Source organism: Nonomuraea coxensis DSM 45129 (assembly GCF_019397265.1).
GTDB lineage: Bacteria > Actinomycetota > Actinomycetes > Streptosporangiales > Streptosporangiaceae > Nonomuraea > Nonomuraea coxensis.
In genome coordinates this window covers 1,534,632-1,553,497 of the sequence record NZ_CP068985.1, presented here as the reverse complement: position 1 = coordinate 1,553,497, position 18,866 = coordinate 1,534,632, and the positions used below count along the sequence as shown (strand labels likewise).

The following is an 18,866-nucleotide window of genomic DNA, read 5'->3' as shown; positions in this document are numbered from 1 at the left end:
TCAGGCGAGCCAGGCGGTGGTGTCGGCGGGGAGGGTGTCGTCGTCCAGGGGGCCGCTGGCCAGCAGGAGGCGGCCTTCGGGGAGCGGCGCCGGGCCGGGGCCGAGGTTGGTGACGCAGGTCAGGCCCGAGTCGCGGCGGAAGGCCAGCACCTCTCCTTCCGAGGGCAGCCAGGTCAGGGTGCCGTCGCCGAGTGACTCGCGCCGGATGCGCAGCCCGTCGCGGTAGAGGTTGAGCATCGAGCCGAGGTCCGTGAGCTGGGCCTCGGCGGTCAGCTTGCGCCAGTTGTCCGGTTGCGGCAGCCAGGGCGTGCCCGTGCCGAAGCCGAACGGCGGCTCCTCCCCCGACCACGGCAGCGGGACGCGGCAGCCGTCGCGGCCGGGGTTGGTGCCGCCCGACCTGGCGTACATCGGGTCCTGCCGCCGCTCGTCCGGCAGGTCCTCGACCTCGGGCAGGCCCAGCTCCTCGCCCTGGTAGACGTAGAGCGAGCCGGGCAGCGCCATGGCCAGCAGCGCCGCCGCCCGCGCCCGCCGGTGGCCGAGCTCCAGGTCGGACGGCGTGCCGTGGAGCCGCCCGCCGTGCTCGAACGCGGTGTCGGCGCGGCCGTAGCGGGTGACCGGGCGGGTCACGTCGTGGTTGGACAGCACCCAGGTCGGCGGCGCGCCGATCGGGGTGTGCGTGGCGAGGGTCAGGTCGATGACCCGGCGCAGCTCGGCGGCCTCCCAGGGGCAGGACAGGAAGTCGAAGTTGAACGCCGTGTGCAGCTCGTCGGGGCGCAGGTAGCGGGCGAAGCGCTCCTGGTCGGGCAGCCAGACCTCGCCGATGAGGACGCGCTCGCCGTACTCGTCGGCGATCTCGCGCCAGCGCCGGTAGACGTCGTGGACGCCGTCGAGGTCCTCGTACGCGGTGTCCGACTTGAGCAGCAGCGCCGCCGAGTCGATGCGGAAGCCGTCCACGCCGCGCTCGAACCAGAAGCGCAGCACGTCCTCGAACTCCTGGTGGACCTCCGGGTTGTCCCAGTTGAGGTCCGGCTGCCCCGGGTCGAACAGGTGCAGGTACCACTGCCCGTCCGGCACCCGCGTCCAGGCGGAGCCGCCGAAGATGGACTGCCAGTCGTTGAGCGGCCGGTCGGCGAACCAGAACCGGTCGCGGGCCGCCGGGTTCGCCAGGGCCTCCTTGAACCAGGCGCTCTCGGTGGAGCTGTGGTTGGGCACGACGTCGATGATGACCTTGATGTCGAGCCGGTGCGCCTCCTCGACGAACGTCTCGGCCTCGGCGAGCGTGCCGAAGACCGGCTCGATGTCCCGGTAGTCGGCGACGTCGTAGCCGCCGTCGGCCATCGGGGACGGATACCACGGGTTGAGCCAGATGGCGTCGATCCCCAGGTCCTTGAGGTAGGGCAGGCGGGATCGCAGGCCGGCGAGGTCGCCCACGCCGTCGCCGTTCCCGTCGGCGAAACTCCGCAGGTAGACCTGGTAGATCGCGGCCCCCCGCCACCACGTTTGCGACATGCGATTATCCCTTGATGCTTCCGGCGGTGAGGCCCGCCATGATGTGTCGTTGGAAGACGAAGAAGACGATGATCATGGGGATGCCGGCGATCACCAGGCCGCCCATGACCTGGTTCTGGGTGACCGCCCCTGCGGTCTGCGACAGTCCGACGCTGACCGGCATCTTCTCGCTGTCGGTCATCACCAGCAGCGGCAGGACGAAGTCCTTGAACGCGGTGACGATCGTGAAGATGGACACCACGCCGAGGATGGGCCGGGAGACGGGCAGCACCACGGACCAGAGCGTGCGCACCGGCCCGGCGCCGTCGATCTGCGCCGCCTCGATGAGCTCGCGCGGGATGGAGTCGAAGAACCGTTTGAGCAGGAAGATGTTGAATCCGTTGGCCGCCGCGGGGAACCACAGCCCCCACGGGTTGTTCAGCAGCCCGAGGTCCACGATCGTCACGTAGAGCGGGATGAGGATCACCATCGGCGGGATCATCAGCGTGGCCAGCATCGCGCCGAGGATCACGCCGCCGAACATCGGGCGCAGCTTCGACAGCGCGTACGCCGCCGACACGTCCACCACCATGGAGAACAGCCAGGCGCCGAAGGCGTAGTACGCGGTGTTCGCCAGCAGCGTGCCGAGGTCGAACAGGTCCCACGCCTCGAAGAAGTTGTCCAGCGTCGGGTCTCTCGGCACCAGCGTGGGCGGCATCTCGGCGATCTCGTCCGGCGTCTTCATGGCGCCGGTGACCATCCAGTAGAGCGGGAAGACGAAGGCCAGGGTGAACAGCAGGACGACGGAGACCAGCACCAGCCAGTAGATCCGCCGCCCCCATCGGCTGTTGAGCTGGTGGGGCGAGACGATCGTCCTGATCTGCGCCTCCGTCCTCATGCCTGGTCCTCCCGGGTGGTGCGGAGCTGGACGGCGGCGAAGACGAGCAGCGCGAGCATGAGCATCATGCCGAGCGCCCCTGCCTGGCCGTAGTTCATCTGGGAGAAGGCGAACTGGTACATCAGGTACGCCACGCTGACGGTCGCGTTCTCCGGGCCGCCGCCGGTCAGCATGTACGGCTCGATGAACACCTGCATCGTGGCCACGATCTGCAGCATGAGCATGAGCAGCAGGATCAGCCGCGTCTGCGGGATCGTGACGTGCCTGATCCGCTTGAGGATGCCGGCCCCGTCGAGCTCGGCGGCCTCGTACAGCTCGGGCGGGATGTTCTGCAGCGCGGCCAGGTAGATCAGGGTCGCGCTGCCCATGTTCATCCAGGTGGAGACGATGACGAGCGAGACCAGCGCGGTGGAGGAGCTGTCCAGCCAGGCGAGCGTCGGCAGGTGGAGGAAGTCGAGTATCTGGTTGAACAGCCCGGGCCCGGGATCGTAGAACCACCGGAACAGCAGCACCGCGACGATCGGCGGCAGCATGACCGGCAGGTAGACCACGAACCTGAGGTAGGCCCGGGCGTGGCGCAGCTCGTTGAGCACGAGCGCGACGGCGAACGGGGCGGCGTAGCCGCACAGCAGCGCGAGGACGGTGAACTCCACGGTGTTCAGCCACGCCTCGCCGAAGGCCGGGTCGGCGACGGCCGCCTTGAAGTTGTCCAGCCCCACCCATTCGGGCGGGTTGATCAGGTCGGTCCGCTGGAAGCTCAGGACGAACTCCCTGACCATCGGATACCAGGCGAACACCGTGAAGCAGAACAACGCCGCACACAGGAACCCGTAGGCCGTCAGATTGCGCCTCAAGATCCGCATCAGGGTCAGCCCTTGGCCGCCAGCATCGCGTTGGCCTTGGTCTCAGCGTTCGCCAGCAGCTCGTCGACGCTCGCGTCCTTGCGGCTCAGCACGCCGGACATCGGCACGTCGAGGATGGCGTACAGCTCCTGCGCGTGCGGGGGCTCGGCCTTCGGCGGGATGGTCGCGGCGGCGTCCACGTACGTCTGGTAGTTCTCGACGGGCAGCGAGGCGTTCTTCACCCGCTCCTCCTGGAGGGCCTTGCCGGTGGGCGAGTCGCCGTAGACGGCGTTGTCGGGGACGCCGACCGGGTTGCCGATGGCCTTGCCGCGGGCGAAGTCGAAGCGGCCCTTGCCGACGGTGTTGAAGCGGAAGTCGATCCACTCCATGCCGGCCTTGGCCTGCTCGGGCGTGGCCTTCGGGTTGATCATGTACGCCTCGCCGCCGCTCAGCGACGCCTTGGCCTCGGGGAAGCCGGTGATGCCGTAGTCGTCGACGTTGCCCTTGAACTTGGTGACCACGTCGGTGACCACGTCGGGCGCGCCGAGCATCATGCCGACCTTGCCGCTGCCCATGGCCATCATGAGCGACTCCCAGCCGACGAGGAGCTTGCCGCCCATGCTGTTGTCGACCCAGCGCATGTCGTGCAGGGTCTGCAGCACGGCCTTGCCCTCGGGCGAGTTGAAGGCGGCCTTCTTGCCGTCGGCGGTCAGGATGTCGCCGCCCCGGCCGTAGAGGGCCTGGGTGAAGTGCCAGCCGCCGGTGTTGCCGCCGGAGTACTCGCCGTAGCCGATGTGGCCGGCGCCGAGGCCGGCGATCTTCTTGGCGGCCTCGCGCACCTCGGCCCAGGTCCTCGGCGGGGTGTTGGGGTCGAGGCCGGCCTTGGCGAACAGCGCCCGGTTGTAGACCAGGCCGACGCTGTAGTGCACGTTGGGGACGCCGTAGACCTTGCCGTCCTTGGTGAGCAGCTCGCGGTGGTCGGGGCGCAGGTCGTTCCAGTTCTTGACCGAGCTTGTGTACCGGGTGATGTCGAGGGCCTGCCCCTGGGCGATGACGTCGTCGTAGTTCGTCATCGGCACCACGAAGACGGTCTCCATCTGGCCGCCCGCCAGCTTGGGCCCGAAGGTCTTGGGGTCGAAGCACGGCTGCTGGTCCGTGCTCTTCACCGTCACGCCGGGGTGGGCCTTCATGAACGCGGCGACGTCCTCGTCCCATGCCTTGCGGTCCTGGGGCGCGGTCCTGGCGGGCTGGCAGGCGACCGTGATGGTCACGTCCGCCGCCCCGCCGGAGGCCGCGGGCTGCGGCGACTCGCCGGAGCCACAGGCGGTCGCCGAGAGGCCGAGCGCGGTTACGAGCACGAGTCCGGTGGATCTCCGCATGGTCTGACCCTTCTGATGCGAGGTGCCCACACCATAGGATCAGCGACACATGGACGCAATATTCCGACGCTCTATTGCAAGATAACGACTACGTCACGCAGGACAGCGCGCGGTCGAGGCCCGTACCACCAGCTCGGGCTCGAACAGCAGCTCGTCGGCCGGCACCACCGCCTTGTCGATCTGCGCGACCAGCAGGTCCACGGCGGCCCTGCCCATCGCGTCGATCGGCTGGCGGACCGTGGTGAGCGGCGGCTCGGTGCAGTTCATGAGCGCGGAGTCGTCGAAGCCGATCACCGAGATGTCGCCGGGCACCGAGAGCCCGGCGCGGCGCGCGGCCCGTACGGTGCCGAGCGCGAGCAGGTCGCTCGCGCACACCACGCCGCTCACCCCGCGCCTGACCAGCCGGGCGGCGGCCGCGTGCCCGCCCTCCAGGGAGAACATCGTGTGCTCGACCAGCTCGGCGTCGCCGCCTGCCGCGAGGAACGTCTCCAGCTTGCGCCGCGAGGGCATGTGGTCCTTCGGCCCGAGCACCATGCCGACCCGCTCGTGGCCGAGCGCGCGCAGGTGGGCGACCGCCATCTCGGCCGCCACGACGTCGTCGCAGGAGACCTGGGGGAAGTCGAGGTGCCCGACGGCCGCGTTGACGAGGACGGTCGGGAGCTTGCGCTCGTGCAGCAGCCGGTAGTGCCCGTGCGCGGCGTCGGCCTGGGCGTACAGGCCGCCGGCGAAGACCACGCCGCTGACCTGCTGCTGGAGCAGGAGGTCGACGTAGTCGGCCTCCGAGACGCCGCCGAGCGTGCGGGTGCACAGCACCGAGGTGAAGCCCTGCTGGGCGAGGGCGCCGCCGACCACCTCCGCGAAGGCGGGGAAGATCGGGTTCTGCAGCTCGGGCAGCACCAGGCCGACCAGCCGGGCCCGGTCGCCGCGGAGCTGGGTGGGGCGTTCGTAGCCGAGCACGTCGAGGGCGGTCAGCACGGCCTCGCGGGTCGCGTCGGAGACCCCCGGCTTGCCGTTGAGCACGCGGCTGACGGTCGCCTCGCTCACCCCGACCTTCTTGGCCACCTCTGCGAGTCGTCGTGTCATGCGCAAACTATACGGCCTGTAGCGCAAGCGCTTGCAAGGACTTACGTGGATCGGACGACACCGCTTGCACCGTACGCGGACGGATTTTCCGCCCGCCACCTGGTGTTGACCAGCTCCGACAGCGGATCCGGGCCGACGTCAGTCAGTCCATGGTTTGCGCAATACAGTCGAAATATTGCGGCCATCTGCTCGACATCCTATGGTTCGGCCAACTAGCCTCCGCCGAAGGGCCACCCCCATGAGAGCCGTCCTCGCCGCCCTTTCGTTAGCCATCGGACTCCTCGCCGCGCCCGCCACCGCCGCCCAGGCCGCGGCCGACACCAACCTCGCCGCCGGCAAGGCCGCCACCGCGAGCAGCTTCACCGACGTCTACCCCGCCGCCAACGTGACCGACGGCGACCAGGCCACCTACTGGGAGTCGGCGAACAACGCCTTCCCGCAGTGGATCCAGGTGGACCTCGGCACGAGCGCGAGCGTCAACCGGCTGGTGCTCAAGCTGCCCGCGGGCTGGCCGAGCCGTACGCAGACGCTGACCGTCCAGGGCAGCGCGAACGGCTCCACGTTCACCACGATCGCCGCCTCGGCCACCCACACCTTCAACCCGGCGGCCACCGTCACCTTCGCCGCCACCACCACCCGGTACGTGCGCCTCCAGATCACCGCCAACACCAGCTGGCCCGCGGGCCAGCTCTCGGAGTTCGAGGTCTGGGGCGCCGCCGACGACGGGCCGCCGCCCACCGGGACGAACCTGGCGCTCGGCAGGCCGATCACCGAGTCGTCGCACACGCACACGTACGTCGCCGCCAACGCCAACGACGGCGACCTGCGGACCTACTGGGAGAGCGCCGCCTACCCGGGACAGCTCACCGTGCAGCTCGGCGCCAACGCCGACCTCACCTCGGTCACCGTGAAGCTCGACCCGGGCCAGGCGTGGGGCCGGCGCACGCAGACGTTCCAGGTCCTCGGCCGCGAGCAGAGCGCCACCTCCTTCACCGGCCTGGCCGCCTCGGCGACCTACACCTTCGACCCGGCGACGGGCAACTCGGTGACCGTCCCGGTGACGGGCCGGGCGGCCGACGTCCGGCTGCAGTTCACCGCCAACTCGGGCGCGCCCGGCGGGCAGGTCGCCGAGTTCCAGGTGTTCGGCACGCCGTCGGCCAACCCCGACCTCACCGTGGCGAACCTGACCTCCACTCCCGCCTCGCCGGTCGAGACCGACGCCGTCACCCTCTCGGCCACGGTCAGGAACGCGGGCACCGCCGGCTCCGCCGCGACCTCCGTCACCTTCTACGCGGGCACCGCCAAGGTCGGCGCCGCCGCCGTGGGCGCGCTGGCCGCGGGGGCGTCGGCGACCGTGTCGGCGGACATCGGGGCGCGGGACGCGGGGACGTACCAGCTGTCCGCCAAGGTGGACGAGGACGGCGAGGTCACCGAGCTCAACGAGGCCAACAACACCACCACGGGCACGCTCACCGTCCGGCCGGTCGACACCGCCGACCTGGTCGCCGCGCCCGTCGCCTGGACGCCGGGCAACCCGGCCGCGGGCGGCACGGTCACGTTCAGCGTGGCGATCAGGAACCAGGGCACGGTGGCCTCCAGCTCGGCCGCGCACGGCGTCACGCTCACCGTCGTCGACGCCGGCGGAACGGTCGTCCGCACCCTGACCGGCTCGGCGAGCGGCGCGATCGCGCCCGGCGCGACCACCGCCCCGGTCACCCTCGGCACCTGGACCGCGGCCGACGGCAGGTACACGGTCAGGACCGTGCTCGCCGGCGACGCCGCCGAGCTGCCGGTCAAGCGCGCCAACAACACCAGCGAGCTGCCGCTGTTCGTGGGCCGCGGCGCGCACATGCCCTACGACACCTACGAGGCCGAGGACGCCGTGCTCGGCGGCGGCGCGGCCAGGGTCGGCCCGAGCAGGGACGTCGGCACGCTCGCCGGCGAGGCGTCCGGCCGCCGCGCGGTCACGCTCGACCGGACCGGCGCCTACGTCGAGGACCACCGTCCCGAAGGGCAGCAGGATCCGCCTGCAGAAGGACGCCGCCAACACCAGCACGTACGCCATCGACTTCATCGACCTCGAACAGGCGACCGCGGTCGCCAACCCCGACCCGGCCACGTACGCCGTCCCCGCCGGCTTCACCCACCAGGACGTCCAGAACGCCCTGGACAAGGCCCGCATGGACAGCAGCCTGACCGGCGTCTACCTGCCCGCCGGCGACTACCGGACCGGCTCGAAGTTCCAGGTCTACGGCAAGGCGATCAAAATCGTCGGCGCGGGCCCGTGGTTCACCCGCTTCCGCCCGCCCTCCGGCCAGGAGAACACCGACATCGGCTTCCGCGCCGACGCCACGGCGAACGGCTCGACGTTCCAGGGCTTCGCCTACTTCGGCGACTACACGGCGCGCATCGACGGCCCCGGCAAGGTCTTCGACTTCTCGAACGTGGCGGACATCACGATCGACGACATCTGGGTCGAGCACCAGGTCTGCATGTACTGGGGCACGAACACCGACGACATGACGCTGAAGAACTCCCGGATCAGGAACACCTTCGCCGACGGCCTCAACCTCACCAACGGCAGCACCGGCAACCACGTCACCGACATCGAGACCCGAGCCACGGGCGACGACAGCTTCGCGCTGTTCTCGGCCACCGACAACAACCCCGGCGAGCAGCACGGCAACGTCTTCGAGAACCTCAGCTCGCTGCTCACCTGGCGGGCCGCGGGCGTGGCCGTCTACGGCGGCTACGACAACACCTTCAGGAACATCTACGTGGCCGACACGCTCGTCTACTCGGGCGTGACGATCAGCTCGCTCGACTTCGGCTACCCGATGCACGGCTTCGGCGCGAGCCCGCCCACCGTGTTCGACGACATCTCGCTGGTCAGGGCGGGCGGGCACTTCTGGGGGCAGCAGACGTTCCCGGCGCTGTGGGTGTTCTCCTCCTCCAAGGTGTTCCAGGGCATCAGGGTCAGCAACCTGGACATCGTGGACCCGACCTACAGCGGGATCATGTTCCAGACCGGCTACTCCAGCCCGACGACGCCGCTCAACCCGGTGCAGGACACGACCTTCACCAACGTCTCGATCAGCGGCGCCCAGAAGAGTGGCGACGCCTTCGACGCCAAGTCCGGCTTCGGGATCTGGGTGAACGAGCTGCCCGAGCCCGGTCAGGGCCCGGCGGTCGGGTCGGCCACGTTCACCGGCCTCCGCTTCAGCGGCAACGCGCAGAACATCAGGAACACGACCTCGACGTTCACCCTGACGATCACCTGACCGTCACAGCTCGGCCCTGGTGGGCAACCCCTGCCAGTCGCTGACGCCCGTCACCGCGGCGGCGCCCAACAGCGCCCCGCGGTGCAGGCGTTCCTGCGGGGTGAGGCCGTCCAGGGCGGCGCTGATGTAGCCGGCCGCGAACGCCTCCCCCGCGCCCGACGGGTCCACCACCGGCACCTGCCGGCCCTGGACGTCGTAGCGCATCCGGTCGGCGCGCACGGTGGCGCCCTTCACCCCGCGGTCCACGACCACCTCGCGCTCCGGCGTGAGGGCGGGCTTGACCAGGTCGAGCTCGTCCTGGCGGAGGAAGAGCAGGTGGGAGGCGCAGGCCAGCTCGCTCAGCACCTCCTCGGCCTCGCGGACCGACGGCCACAGCTCAGGGACGTACTCGACGGCGAAGGAGATCATCACGCCCGCGGTGCGGGCGGCGCCGACGGCGGCGCGCACGGCGTCCTGGGCGTCGATGCCGAGGGCCGCCGTCACGCCGGTGACGTGCAGCATCTTGGCCGCGCCCACGCGGTCGATGGGGACGTTGCCCGGCGACAGGCGCGAGCCGGCCGACCCCGCGCGGTAGTGCGCGGTGCGCGGCTCGCGGCCCACGCGGCTCTCCCTGAGCAGCAGGCCCGTCGGCAGCCCTTCGGACACCCGCATGTCCGCCACGTCCACGCCCTCGCCGCGCAGCACGGTCAGCACCCGCGCGCCGAGCTCGTCGCCGCCCACCTTGCCGAGGTAGGCGCAGTCGTGCCCGAGCCTGGCCAGCGCCACGGCCAGCGTGAGCTCCGGCCCGCAGACGTCGAGCCTGGCCTCCCCCTCATGGCGGACCCGGCCGCTGGTGACCACGCCGAGAGGCTCGCCGAGCGTGTAGACGTCCGTCATGGGACAGACTGTAGTAGGTCGCCCGATCCGAAAAAGAATTTGGATCACGTAAGCGCAGGTTAAAGCCGTGATCAAAATTTTCTCGTAACTTTAGCGAACCTTTCCCCCATTCAGTGCCTCACAGTAGTAGAGGGAGTCCGGCCACCCCGGGCCGGCTCTGAAGCGATACGGGGAGAGGAATCAGCACCCTCATGAGAAAAATCGCATTGGGTTTCGTCTCCGCCCTCGTGGGCGGGGCCATGCTCGTAACGGGGGCGGGGGCCGCCTCCGCCAGCACCACCGCGACCAAGGCGGACACCCGCCTCTACATCCGCAGCATCACGCCGAATCCGGTCGTGGTCAAGAAGGGCGCGGAGACCACCGCGTTCATCCACGTCCGGGCCGGCTCGGACGTCAAGAAGGTCGAAGTGACCGTCGCTCCGGTGGACGGCGTCAACACGCTGCGCGCCAAGGACGTCAAGCCGCTGGAGAGCTGGCGCTTCTCCGTCGGCTTCACCGACGGTGACGCGTTCGGCAAGTGGAAGGCCACGGCCACGGCGTATGACGCTGCCAACAAGGAGGTCGCGAAGGACGACGCGTACTTCGCGGTCGAGCTCGCCGAGACCAAGGCCGACACGCGCGTCTCGCGCTTCAGCGCCGAGCCGTGGCGGGTCCGCAAGGGCAAGTCGATCTACTTCTCCGGCCGGCTCCAGGTCGATGACCACCGGTGGAAGGGCGTCCGTGGCGAGAAGGTGAACATCTTCTACCGCGCCAACGGTCACAGCGCCTGGAAGTGGGTCACCTCCACGAAGACGAAGTGGGACGGCAAGTTCTACGCCAAGACCAAGGCGTACAAGAGCGGCTGGTTCCGCGCTTCGTTCGCCGGGAACGACGAGCTCAACAGCTCGACGAGCCGCGCCGACTACGTGCGCGTCTACGGTTCCTGGTGGCGTCACTGAGCAGCACCATTCCTGAGGCCCGGTCCCCTCGCGGGGGCCGGGCCTCCGGCTTTTCACGAGGTTTTACCCGGGCAGGGGTTTAGCGATCACGTGATCGCCGCATGGTAGGTCGCACCCCCCCGCGACCTCCCGACGGAAGGAGCCCCCGTATGCCGCATCCCCTCGCCGCCCTGGCCCTGAGCATGGCGAGCGCACTGGGAGCGGCCCCCACGCCGTCCCCTCCGGCCGCCTCGCCTCCCGCCGTGCGGTTCGAGCCCGCCGGCTCGGAGCGGGCGGAGCAGGCCCGCCGGCTGCTCAAGGAGAGCGACGCGCTGCGTACGAAGATCAGGCTGCCGCGCGCGGTCGAGGTCGTGGCCCGCGACTGCGACGGGCGGTCCGCCGCCTGGGACGCCCAGGAGAGCCGCATCACGATCTGCTACTCCATGGTCGACCGGATGGACCGCACGCTGACCGGCATCTCCGAGACCGAGGAGGCCGACGCCCGCGCCGCGGACCGCCGTCTCGACGCCGCGCTGACCGCGTTCTTCCATCACGAGCTGGGCCACGCCCTCGGCACGCTGGGCGGCCTGGAGGACCCCGAGGGCCAGGCCGACACGCTCGCCGCGCTCACGCTGGCCGCCGACCGGCCGGGGCAGGCGGTCCCCGCCGCCGAGGCCCGCCACCTGCTCGCCGCCGGGCACGCCGGGCTCGGCCACCTGGCCGGGGAGGAGGAGTCCGCCACGTTCGCCTGCCTCCTCTACGGCGCCGATCCGGCGGCGAACGCCGCCATCGCCAAGGGCGGCTGGGTGCCCGCCGAACGGGCGCCCTCGTGCGCCGGCGAATACCAGGAGGCCAGGGCGGCCGCCGGGCCCTTGATCAGCAGGAGTCCGTGAAAGGCGGGACATCAGGGGTAGCGTCCGGAGTATGGCTGAGGACGACCCGCTGCGCGACTTCGACCCGTTCGACATCTTCGACGCCGAGGCGGCCAGGCTGGACCGGTTCTTCACCGGCCTGGACGGCGACGGCTGGCTGCGGCCGTCCCACTGCTCGGGCTGGACCGTCCGCGACGTGCTGGCCCATCTGGCGGGCGAGGAGATGTACAACCACGCGGTGCTCGACGGCACCGTGCCGGAGCTGATGAGCCTGATGTCCGCCGAAGGCATCAGCGGCTACGAGGACTTCAACGAGTGGTGCGTACGGCAGCGCCGCGACCTGCCGGTCGAGGACGTGCTGCGGGAGTGGCGCGAGAAGAACGGCGACACCCGGCGGCGCATGCGCGAGCTGGGACCGGACGCCGTACTGGAGACGATGGCCGGGCCCTACCCCAACGGGCGGCAGGCGTTCCACTACGACTCCGAGTACGCCACCCACGCCGACGACGTCGAAGCCCCGGTCGGGGCGGACGAGGCCGACGACCGGACGTTGTGGCGGGTCGCGGTCGGCCGGTTCGCGCTGGCGGAGAGCGAGTCGAAGGTGCAGGTCGAGCAGACGGCCGAGCAGATCTGGGTGGCGCTCGACGGGGTGACGGCGACGCTGCCGTACCCGGAGTTCGTGGCGGCGACGGTGGGCCGGCTGCCCGCCTCCTACGAGCTCGACCCGCGCCTGGCCAGCGCGCTGCGCTGCCTGGCCTGACGACCTCCCATGGAAAGGGGACGATCATGTGGCTACGTGACCGTACGGGCACGGAGCCGACGACCGCGCGCAGCCCGCTGGGGGCGCGGCGGGTCCTGTCGATGGTGGCGCTGGTGCTCGGCGTCGCCGCGGCGGTGTTCTTCGTGATCCGCGCCATGAGCACGGGCGAGGAGGTCTGGCGCTGGGAGGCGGCCATCGCGGCGGTCGTGGCGGTCGTCGCCGCCGTGGACCTGCTGGTGATCCGGCACCGCCGGTCGAGCGGCCAGGGCCGCCCGGGGAGCCGACCCCGTCCCGGGAGCCGGCCCCGTTCAGGTGGTGAGGACCGCTACCAGCAGTAACACCATCACCAGCGCGCCCGCCGCGAGGATCACCCATCCGTGGGCCAGCGCCCACAGGCGCGCCCGGTCGCCGTAGGGCCGTCCCGGCAGGCCGCCGACCGCCTCGATCCTGTTGATGGCCGCGACCCGCCGGGCCAGCTCTGGATCCTCTCGCTCCAGGGCCTGCTCAATCTGGGCGAGTATGCGGCGTTCCCTTCCAGAGAGACCCATTCGCTCCACCACTGATGCTGTCACGCCGGTGGAGAACTTTTACCCGCCGCGGGTTCCGGCAAGCCCGCCTCTTGGGCGGGCCTTGATCACTTCTTGCCGTAACGCTGGTTGAAGCGCTCGACGCGGCCGGCGGAGTCGAGGACGCGGCCCCGGCCGGTTCTTGCGCATGCCCCGCTCAACCAGGTGGCAACGGTTTTCATTCCCGCGCTTCCGGGTCGAGCCCGAGCACCGTACGCCCGCCGTCCACGGGCACCGTCGCGCCGTTGACGAACGCCGCGTCGTCCGACAGCAGGTACGCCACGACCGCCGCCACCTCGGCGGGCTCCGCCACCCGCCCCAGAGGGTGCAGCACCGCGAGCTGCTGCTCCACGGCCGCCGCCTCCCCCTCCCCCAGCCCGTCCAGGAACGCCAGGTACCGCTCGGTCGCCACCGTGCCCGGGGCGACGGCGTTGACCCGGATGCCGCGCCGGCCGTACTCGACGGCCAGCGACCTGGTCAGCCCCTCGACGGCGGCCTTGGCCGTCGCGTACGGCAGCCCGCCGGGCACCGCGCGGGTCGCCTGATGGGAGGTGACGTTGACGATCGCGCCCGGCCCGCCGGCGGCGAGGAAGGCCCGGACGGCGGTGGCGCAGCCGACCACGGCCAGATCCAGGTTGGCCGCGATCAGCGCCCTGACCTCGGAGATCGGCGAGGCGTGCACGGAGGCGTCGCGGAAGACGGCCGCGTTGTTGACCCAGCCGCGCAGCGGGCCGCGTTCCTGGGCGAGGGCGGCGGCCCGCGCGGCCACCTGCTCGTCCGCCGCGTCGCCGGCCACCGCCACGACACCGGCCCCGTCGAGGGCGTCCAGGACGGCGGCGTCACGCTCGACCACGACGACCGTCCCGCCGCCGGCCAGCAGCCGATCGGTCACCGCCCGCCCGATGCCACGCCCGCCACCGGTCACCACGTAAGAGGGAGTCATGATCCAACGCTACCCACGGGGATAGGCTCGACCGAGTGATCGACGACCTTCGCCCGGGAGCGCGGGCCCGCATGGTGGCCGCGCTCGCGATCACCCAGACCGCCGGCTACGGCGTGCTCTACTACGCCTTCTCGGTGTTCATCCCGCCGATGGCGCGGGACCTGGACGCCGGGGTCACCGCCCTGACCGGGGCGATCACGCTGTCGGTCCTGGTCTCGGGGGTGGCGGCGCCCGCCGTCGGACGCCTGCTGGACCGGCGCGGCGGGCGCGGCCTGATGACGGGCGGGTCGCTGCTGGGCGCGGCGGCGGTGCTGGCCTGGTCGCAGGTGCGCTCCGTCGCCGAACTGTACGCCGTGTGCGCGGTGCTGGGCCTCGCGTCGGCGGCGGTGCTGTACGAGGCCGCGTTCGCGGTGATCGTCGCGTGCTTCGACCCGGTGCGGCGGGCACGGGCGCTGCTCACGGTCACCGTGGTCGCCGGGTTCGCCTCCAGCGTCTTCCTGCCGCTGACCGGGCTCCTCACGGACCGGTACGGCTGGCGGCAGGCCCTGGTGGTGCTCGCCGCCGGCTACGCCCTGACCGCCGTGCCGCTGCACGCCCTCACGGTGCGCGACCGGCCGGGGCCGGCGCGGGCGGACCGGGGCGCGATCGTCGCCGGGGCGCTGCGGGAGCGGCCCTTCTGGCTGCTCGCGGCCGGGTTCCTCGCCCAGACCGGGGCGGTGTCGGTCATGGGGGTGCTGCTGGTGACGTACCTGATCGCGCTCGGGCACCCTCCTGTGTTCGCGGCGAGCGTCGCCGGGCTGCTCGGCGTGCTGTCGGTCACCGGCCGGCTGGTCACCACGGGGCTGCAGGCCCGCTGGCGGGTGGCGCTGATCACGGCGGCGATGTTCGGGCTGCAGGGGCTCGCGGCGGTGCTGCTGCCGCTGGCCGGGCGCAGCACGGGCGGGGCCGTGGCGGCGGTGGTCCTGTTCGGGCTGGGGTTCGGGGTGGCCACGATCGCGCGGCCCGCGCTCGTCGCCGACCGGTACGGCACGGCCGCGTACGCCTCGCTGAGCGGCGCGCTGGCGCTGCCCATCACCGTGGCCAAGGCGGTCGCGCCGCTGGCGGCGGCCGGGATCGCGGAGGTCGCCGGATTCCCTGCGGTCATGGGGGCGGTGGCGGCGGCCTGCGCGGCCGGAGCCCTGGCGCTCGTGGCCTACGATCGGCAAGGGAACGTCGGCGGCGCCCCGGCCTCCTGACGACCGCCCGCGAGTGGTGCCGTCGGCGCCGCGCCGGGCTGGTGGTTCCTCACCGGGGGCTCCCGCTCGCCCTCCGCGAACTTGACCGACCGTCCACCGCCGAACACGTAAGGTAGCCGCATGGATACCCCCTCCGAGGTTCTGCACCGCGTGTTCGGCTACGACTCGTTCCGGCCGGGGCAGCAGGAGATCATCGACCAGGTCGTGGGCGGCGGCGACGCGCTCGTCCTCATGCCCACCGGGGGCGGCAAGTCGCTCTGCTACCAGATCCCGGCCCTGGTGCGTCCCGGCGTCGGGGTGGTGATCTCGCCGCTCATCGCGCTCATGCAGGACCAGGTCGACGCGCTGCGCGCGCTCGGCGTGCGGGCCGGTTTCCTCAACTCCACGCAGGACTTCGACGAGCGCCAGCTCGTCGAGGCCGAGTTCCTGGCCGGCGAGCTCGACCTGCTCTACCTCGCCCCCGAGCGGCTGCGGGTGGACTCCACGATGCGGCTGCTGGCCAAGGGCGACATCTCGGTGTTCGCGATCGACGAGGCCCACTGCGTGGCGCAGTGGGGCCACGACTTCCGGCCCGACTACCTCGCCCTGTCGGAGCTGCGCGAGCGCTGGCCCGAGGTGCCGCGCATCGCGCTCACGGCCACCGCGACCCCCGCCACGCACGCCGAGATCTCCACGCGGCTCGGCCTCGACCAGGCCCGCCACTTCGTGGCCGGCTTCGACCGGCCCAACATCCACTACCGGATCACGCCGAAGGCCGAGCCGAAGAAGCAGCTGCTGGAGTTCCTGCGCACCGAGCATCCCGGCGACTCCGGCATCATCTACTGCCTGTCGCGCTCCTCCGTGGAGAAGATCGCCGAGTTCCTGGTGGAGCACGGCATCGCGGCGGTGCCCTACCACGCGGGCCTCGACGCCCGCACCCGCGCCGCCCACCAGGCCCGCTTCCTGCGCGAGGACGGCCTCATCGTGGTCGCCACCATCGCCTTCGGCATGGGCATCGACAAGCCCGACGTGCGCTTCGTGGCCCACCTCGACCTGCCGAAGTCGGTGGAGGGCTACTACCAGGAGACCGGGCGGGCCGGCCGCGACGGGCTGCCGGCGACGGCCTGGATGGCCTACGGCCTGCAGGACGTCATCCAGCACCGCCGCCTCGCCATGGAGGGCGACGACGCCCACCGCCGCCGCCAGGTGATGCACCTCGACGCCATGCTGGCGCTGTGCGAGACCGCCGGCTGCCGGCGGGTGATGCTGCTCGACTACTTCGGCCAGCAGGGGGCCGAGCCGTGCGGCAACTGCGACACCTGCCAGTCGCCGCCCGAGACCTGGGACGGCACGGTCGCCGCCCAGAAGGTGCTCTCCGCCGTGTTCCGGCTGGCCAAGGAGCGGCGGCAGAAGTTCGGCGTGGGGCAGATCGTCGACATCCTGCTCGGCAAGACCACCGCCAAGGTGCTGCAGCACGGCCACGACTCGCTCAGCGTCTTCGGGGTCGGCACCGAGCTGGGCAACCAGGAGTGGCACAGCGTGGTGCGGCAACTGCTGGCGCAGGGGCTGCTGGCGGTCGAGTCCGACTACGGGGCGCTGGTGCTCACCGACGCCAGCGCCGAGGTGCTGCGCGGCCGGCACGAGGTCCTGCTGCGCCGCGACACCCTCCGCCCGGCCCGCACGCGCGGCACCTCCGGCGGCTCGGGCTCGGGGTCCGGCTCGGGGTCCGGGTCCGGGTCGGGGAAGTCGCGGCCGGTGGCCGAGCTGCCCGCCGAGGCGGCCCCGCTCTTCGAACGCCTCCGCGCCTGGCGCGCCACGGTGGCCAAGGAGCAGGGCGTCCCGGCATACGTCATCTTCCACGACGCCACCCTCCGCGAGATCGCCACCCTCCGCCCCGCCACGACGGCCGAGCTGAGCACGGTCAACGGCGTCGGCGAGAACAAACTGGCGAAATACGGCGACCAGGTCCTGGAGGTCCTGACGGCCCCGGGCGAGTGAGCCGAGCGGCGCGGCGCGGCGTCCCCAAAGGTTGAGACCAGCAGAAGACGGGAGTGGTGGCGACGGCCGCACGAAGAACGGTCGTCGCCACCACGCTGGTCGGCCTGGATCCGGCGCTCGCGTGCCCCTCGCCGCCGCCGGACCGGCCGGACGTGTCTCGGCCCCGAACGATGGGTGTGTGCCCGCTTACGATCTTCTCATCCGATTGACCGGCCAGGAGCCGGTTTCGCGGGATCGCTCACGGGGTCGCCTGTCTTGTCGTACACGGCGATCGTACGGCGTCGGCGCGCGGCGCGTGGGACCGGGTCAGGTGGAGTGGCCGTTCGGGCAGGGTCGCCGCCCGGCGGCAGCCGGGTCGCGGCCCAGGTAGGCCAGGAGGCGGTCGTCGGCGGGCGCGGCCACGGGAACGGGGCGCGGCGCGGCGAACCGGTGCGGCCGGTCGGCGGGCGTCACGAACAGGTGGGCCAGGTCCAGCAGCTCGTCCGCCAGCAGGGGCGGGATGGGGCGGGGCTCGCCGCAGGCGGTGGCGATGTCCCAGCCGTGCACGGCGATCTCGATCGCGCCGACGGCGGCCACCATGGGGCTGGTCAGGTGGCGGTCGCCGATCGTGACCAGCTCGCCGGTGAGCGTGGCGGCCCAGGTGCCGAGGAGTTCGGTGGCGTCGTCCCGTACGAGCAGGGCCGGGTTGCCCCGGCGGGTGAGCCGCCGGGCGGTGCGCAGGTGGTCGAGGGCCTTCGTGCCGAGGGTGACGGTGCCGGTGGCGGCGTCGTTCAGGGTGCGGAGAGAGTCGGTGACGTGGGCCAGGAGCCGTTCCAGGGTCCAGCCGGCGCACGGGGTCGCGCGGCAGAGCATGGGCGGGGTCACGACGCGCAGACTGCCGAGTGTGTAGTCGATCGCCCGTTCCAGCAGGGCCACGCCCGCTGTCAGGACCCGTTCCCGTTCGCCGTTCATATGTGTCCTCCTCGGATGTGCTGACCTGAAGGGCGGCGGGAAGTCATCGGCGTGGATCTCGGAACCTTGCGCCGGCGGGCGGTGTAGAGGGGGTGAGGAGGATGATCGATGAGGTGGATGGTGGTGCCGTTCGTGGCGGTGCTGGCGGTGGCGGTCGGTTGCGGCGCCGGTGATGGTGGGGAGCGTGGAGTGGCGGGCACGCCGGGGGCGACGGGCACTCCGGCGGCGGGCACTCCGGGGGCGAGCAGTCCGGGGGCGAGCAGTCCGGGGGCGAGCAGTCCGGCGAGCGGTGACACGCGGACTGGCGTCGCGAGCACGGCCGGCGCGACCGGTGCCGACGGGACCGAGAGTCCCGTGCCGGTGGTGACCATTGACGGGAGCGAGTGCCGTGGGACGGCGGCGGTGTCGCGGGAGGGCGGGTTTCCCGAGGTGCGGGGCACGGGCGAGGGGGTGGAGTTGTGGGGGCTGCTGTTCGGTGAGGTGCCGGTGCGGCGCGGCGTGGAAGTCAAGATCGTGTGGCGGATGACCGGGGACGGGCCGCTGCGCAAGGTCGAGGCGACGCTGCCGGACGGCGCCCGCGCCCGGCTCGCCTGGGGGCCCGAGGAGCACGGCGGGTCGAACTGGCGGCGTCCCGGGCAGGAGTGGGGCACGGGTTTCGTCTTTCCCGAGCGCGGCTGCTGGAAGGTCGAGCTGACCCGCGACCGGGGCAAGGGGCATGTCTGGCTGCGGGTCCGCTGACGGTCTGAAGGGTGTGGGAAGGGGATCGTAAGGTCGGTCCGGCAGGGTGGTGTCCATCGA

Annotated in this window: 17 protein-coding genes and 1 pseudogene; 9 read left to right on the top strand and 9 right to left on the bottom strand. The window is 71.6% G+C overall.

The features are described from left to right. The 5 genes from Nocox_RS07610 to Nocox_RS07590 form a co-directional block, all read right to left on the bottom strand. On the bottom strand, positions 1-1,509 hold the full coding sequence (locus Nocox_RS07610) for a glycoside hydrolase family 13 protein (RefSeq protein ID WP_020546774.1): 1,509 nt from the start codon (positions 1,507-1,509) through the stop codon (positions 1-3). A 4-nt stretch (positions 1,510-1,513) separates the two neighbouring features. Continuing rightward, positions 1,514-2,386, bottom strand: a complete 873-nt coding sequence (locus Nocox_RS07605) for a carbohydrate ABC transporter permease (protein WP_020546775.1) — start codon at positions 2,384-2,386, stop codon at positions 1,514-1,516. Further along, complete coding sequence (locus Nocox_RS07600) at positions 2,383-3,249, bottom strand: carbohydrate ABC transporter permease (RefSeq protein ID WP_020546776.1); 867 nt, start codon at positions 3,247-3,249, stop codon at positions 2,383-2,385. The genes Nocox_RS07605 and Nocox_RS07600 overlap by 4 nt, the downstream gene beginning before the upstream one ends. A gap of 5 nt (positions 3,250-3,254) precedes the next feature. Further along, complete coding sequence (locus tag Nocox_RS07595; RefSeq protein ID WP_026215083.1) at positions 3,255-4,607, bottom strand: ABC transporter substrate-binding protein; 1,353 nt, start codon at positions 4,605-4,607, stop codon at positions 3,255-3,257. A 93-nt stretch (positions 4,608-4,700) separates the two neighbouring features. Continuing rightward, positions 4,701-5,690, bottom strand: coding sequence for a LacI family DNA-binding transcriptional regulator (locus Nocox_RS07590; protein ID WP_084685905.1), 990 nt, complete (start codon positions 5,688-5,690; stop codon positions 4,701-4,703). 199 nt (positions 5,691-5,889) lie between these two features. Here Nocox_RS07590 and Nocox_RS42855 point away from each other — a divergent pair. Both Nocox_RS42855 and Nocox_RS42845 read left to right on the top strand, forming a co-directional pair. Next, positions 5,890-7,626: pseudogene (locus Nocox_RS42855) on the top strand (discoidin domain-containing protein); the annotation flags it as partial. Positions 7,627-7,870: 244 nt separating this feature from the next. Beyond that, positions 7,871-8,971: a hypothetical protein gene (locus Nocox_RS42845; protein ID WP_020546782.1), complete on the top strand. Its 1,101-nt coding sequence runs from the start codon at positions 7,871-7,873 to the stop codon at positions 8,969-8,971. Positions 8,972-8,974: 3 nt separating this feature from the next. Here Nocox_RS42845 and Nocox_RS07580 read toward each other — a convergent pair whose 3' ends face one another. Beyond that, positions 8,975-9,847: a sugar kinase gene (locus Nocox_RS07580; RefSeq protein ID WP_020546783.1), complete on the bottom strand. Its 873-nt coding sequence runs from the start codon at positions 9,845-9,847 to the stop codon at positions 8,975-8,977. 191 nt (positions 9,848-10,038) lie between these two features. Here Nocox_RS07580 and Nocox_RS07575 point away from each other — a divergent pair, with 191 nt between their 5' ends. The 4 genes from Nocox_RS07575 (at position 10,039) to Nocox_RS07560 (ending at position 12,734) form a co-directional block, all read left to right on the top strand. After that, positions 10,039-10,785: a hypothetical protein gene (locus tag Nocox_RS07575; RefSeq protein ID WP_157383413.1), complete on the top strand. Its 747-nt coding sequence runs from the start codon at positions 10,039-10,041 to the stop codon at positions 10,783-10,785. A gap of 149 nt (positions 10,786-10,934) precedes the next feature. Then, the gene (locus Nocox_RS07570) at positions 10,935-11,657 is read left to right on the top strand and encodes a DUF4344 domain-containing metallopeptidase (RefSeq protein WP_020546785.1); all 723 of its coding nucleotides are present in this window, start codon (positions 10,935-10,937) and stop codon (positions 11,655-11,657) included. Positions 11,658-11,688: 31 nt separating this feature from the next. Beyond that, on the top strand, positions 11,689-12,396 hold the full coding sequence (locus Nocox_RS07565) for a maleylpyruvate isomerase family mycothiol-dependent enzyme (RefSeq protein ID WP_020546786.1): 708 nt from the start codon (positions 11,689-11,691) through the stop codon (positions 12,394-12,396). A gap of 26 nt (positions 12,397-12,422) precedes the next feature. After that, positions 12,423-12,734 carry a DUF6343 family protein gene (locus Nocox_RS07560; protein WP_020546787.1) on the top strand — a complete coding sequence of 104 codons (312 nt, stop codon included), beginning with the start codon at positions 12,423-12,425 and terminating at the stop codon, positions 12,732-12,734. On the opposite strand, the gene Nocox_RS07555 is transcribed toward Nocox_RS07560, so the two are convergent. Together Nocox_RS07555 and Nocox_RS07550 are read right to left on the bottom strand one after the other, a co-directional pair. After that, on the bottom strand, positions 12,705-12,944 hold the full coding sequence (locus Nocox_RS07555; protein ID WP_020546788.1) for a DUF3040 domain-containing protein: 240 nt from the start codon (positions 12,942-12,944) through the stop codon (positions 12,705-12,707). The genes Nocox_RS07560 and Nocox_RS07555 overlap by 30 nt on opposite strands. A gap of 196 nt (positions 12,945-13,140) precedes the next feature. Continuing rightward, positions 13,141-13,905 carry an SDR family NAD(P)-dependent oxidoreductase gene (locus Nocox_RS07550; RefSeq protein ID WP_026215085.1) on the bottom strand — a complete coding sequence of 255 codons (765 nt, stop codon included), beginning with the start codon at positions 13,903-13,905 and terminating at the stop codon, positions 13,141-13,143. 35 nt (positions 13,906-13,940) lie between these two features. Between Nocox_RS07550 and Nocox_RS07545 the strand changes: the two genes are divergently transcribed. Next, on the top strand, positions 13,941-15,140 hold the full coding sequence (locus Nocox_RS07545) for an MFS transporter (protein ID WP_246649746.1): 1,200 nt from the start codon (positions 13,941-13,943) through the stop codon (positions 15,138-15,140). A gap of 120 nt (positions 15,141-15,260) precedes the next feature. Then, positions 15,261-17,117, top strand: coding sequence for a DNA helicase RecQ (gene recQ, locus Nocox_RS07540; protein ID WP_026215086.1), 1,857 nt, complete (start codon positions 15,261-15,263; stop codon positions 17,115-17,117). A gap of 306 nt (positions 17,118-17,423) precedes the next feature. On the opposite strand, the gene Nocox_RS07535 is transcribed toward recQ, so the two are convergent. Then, positions 17,424-18,068 (bottom strand): TIGR03086 family metal-binding protein, encoded by a 645-nt coding sequence (locus Nocox_RS07535; protein ID WP_020546792.1) that lies wholly within the window; start codon positions 18,066-18,068, stop codon positions 17,424-17,426. A gap of 108 nt (positions 18,069-18,176) precedes the next feature. Between Nocox_RS07535 and Nocox_RS07530 the strand changes: the two genes are divergently transcribed. Further along, positions 18,177-18,806, top strand: coding sequence for a hypothetical protein (locus Nocox_RS07530; RefSeq protein WP_026215088.1), 630 nt, complete (start codon positions 18,177-18,179; stop codon positions 18,804-18,806). Positions 18,807-18,866 lie beyond the last annotated feature (60 nt).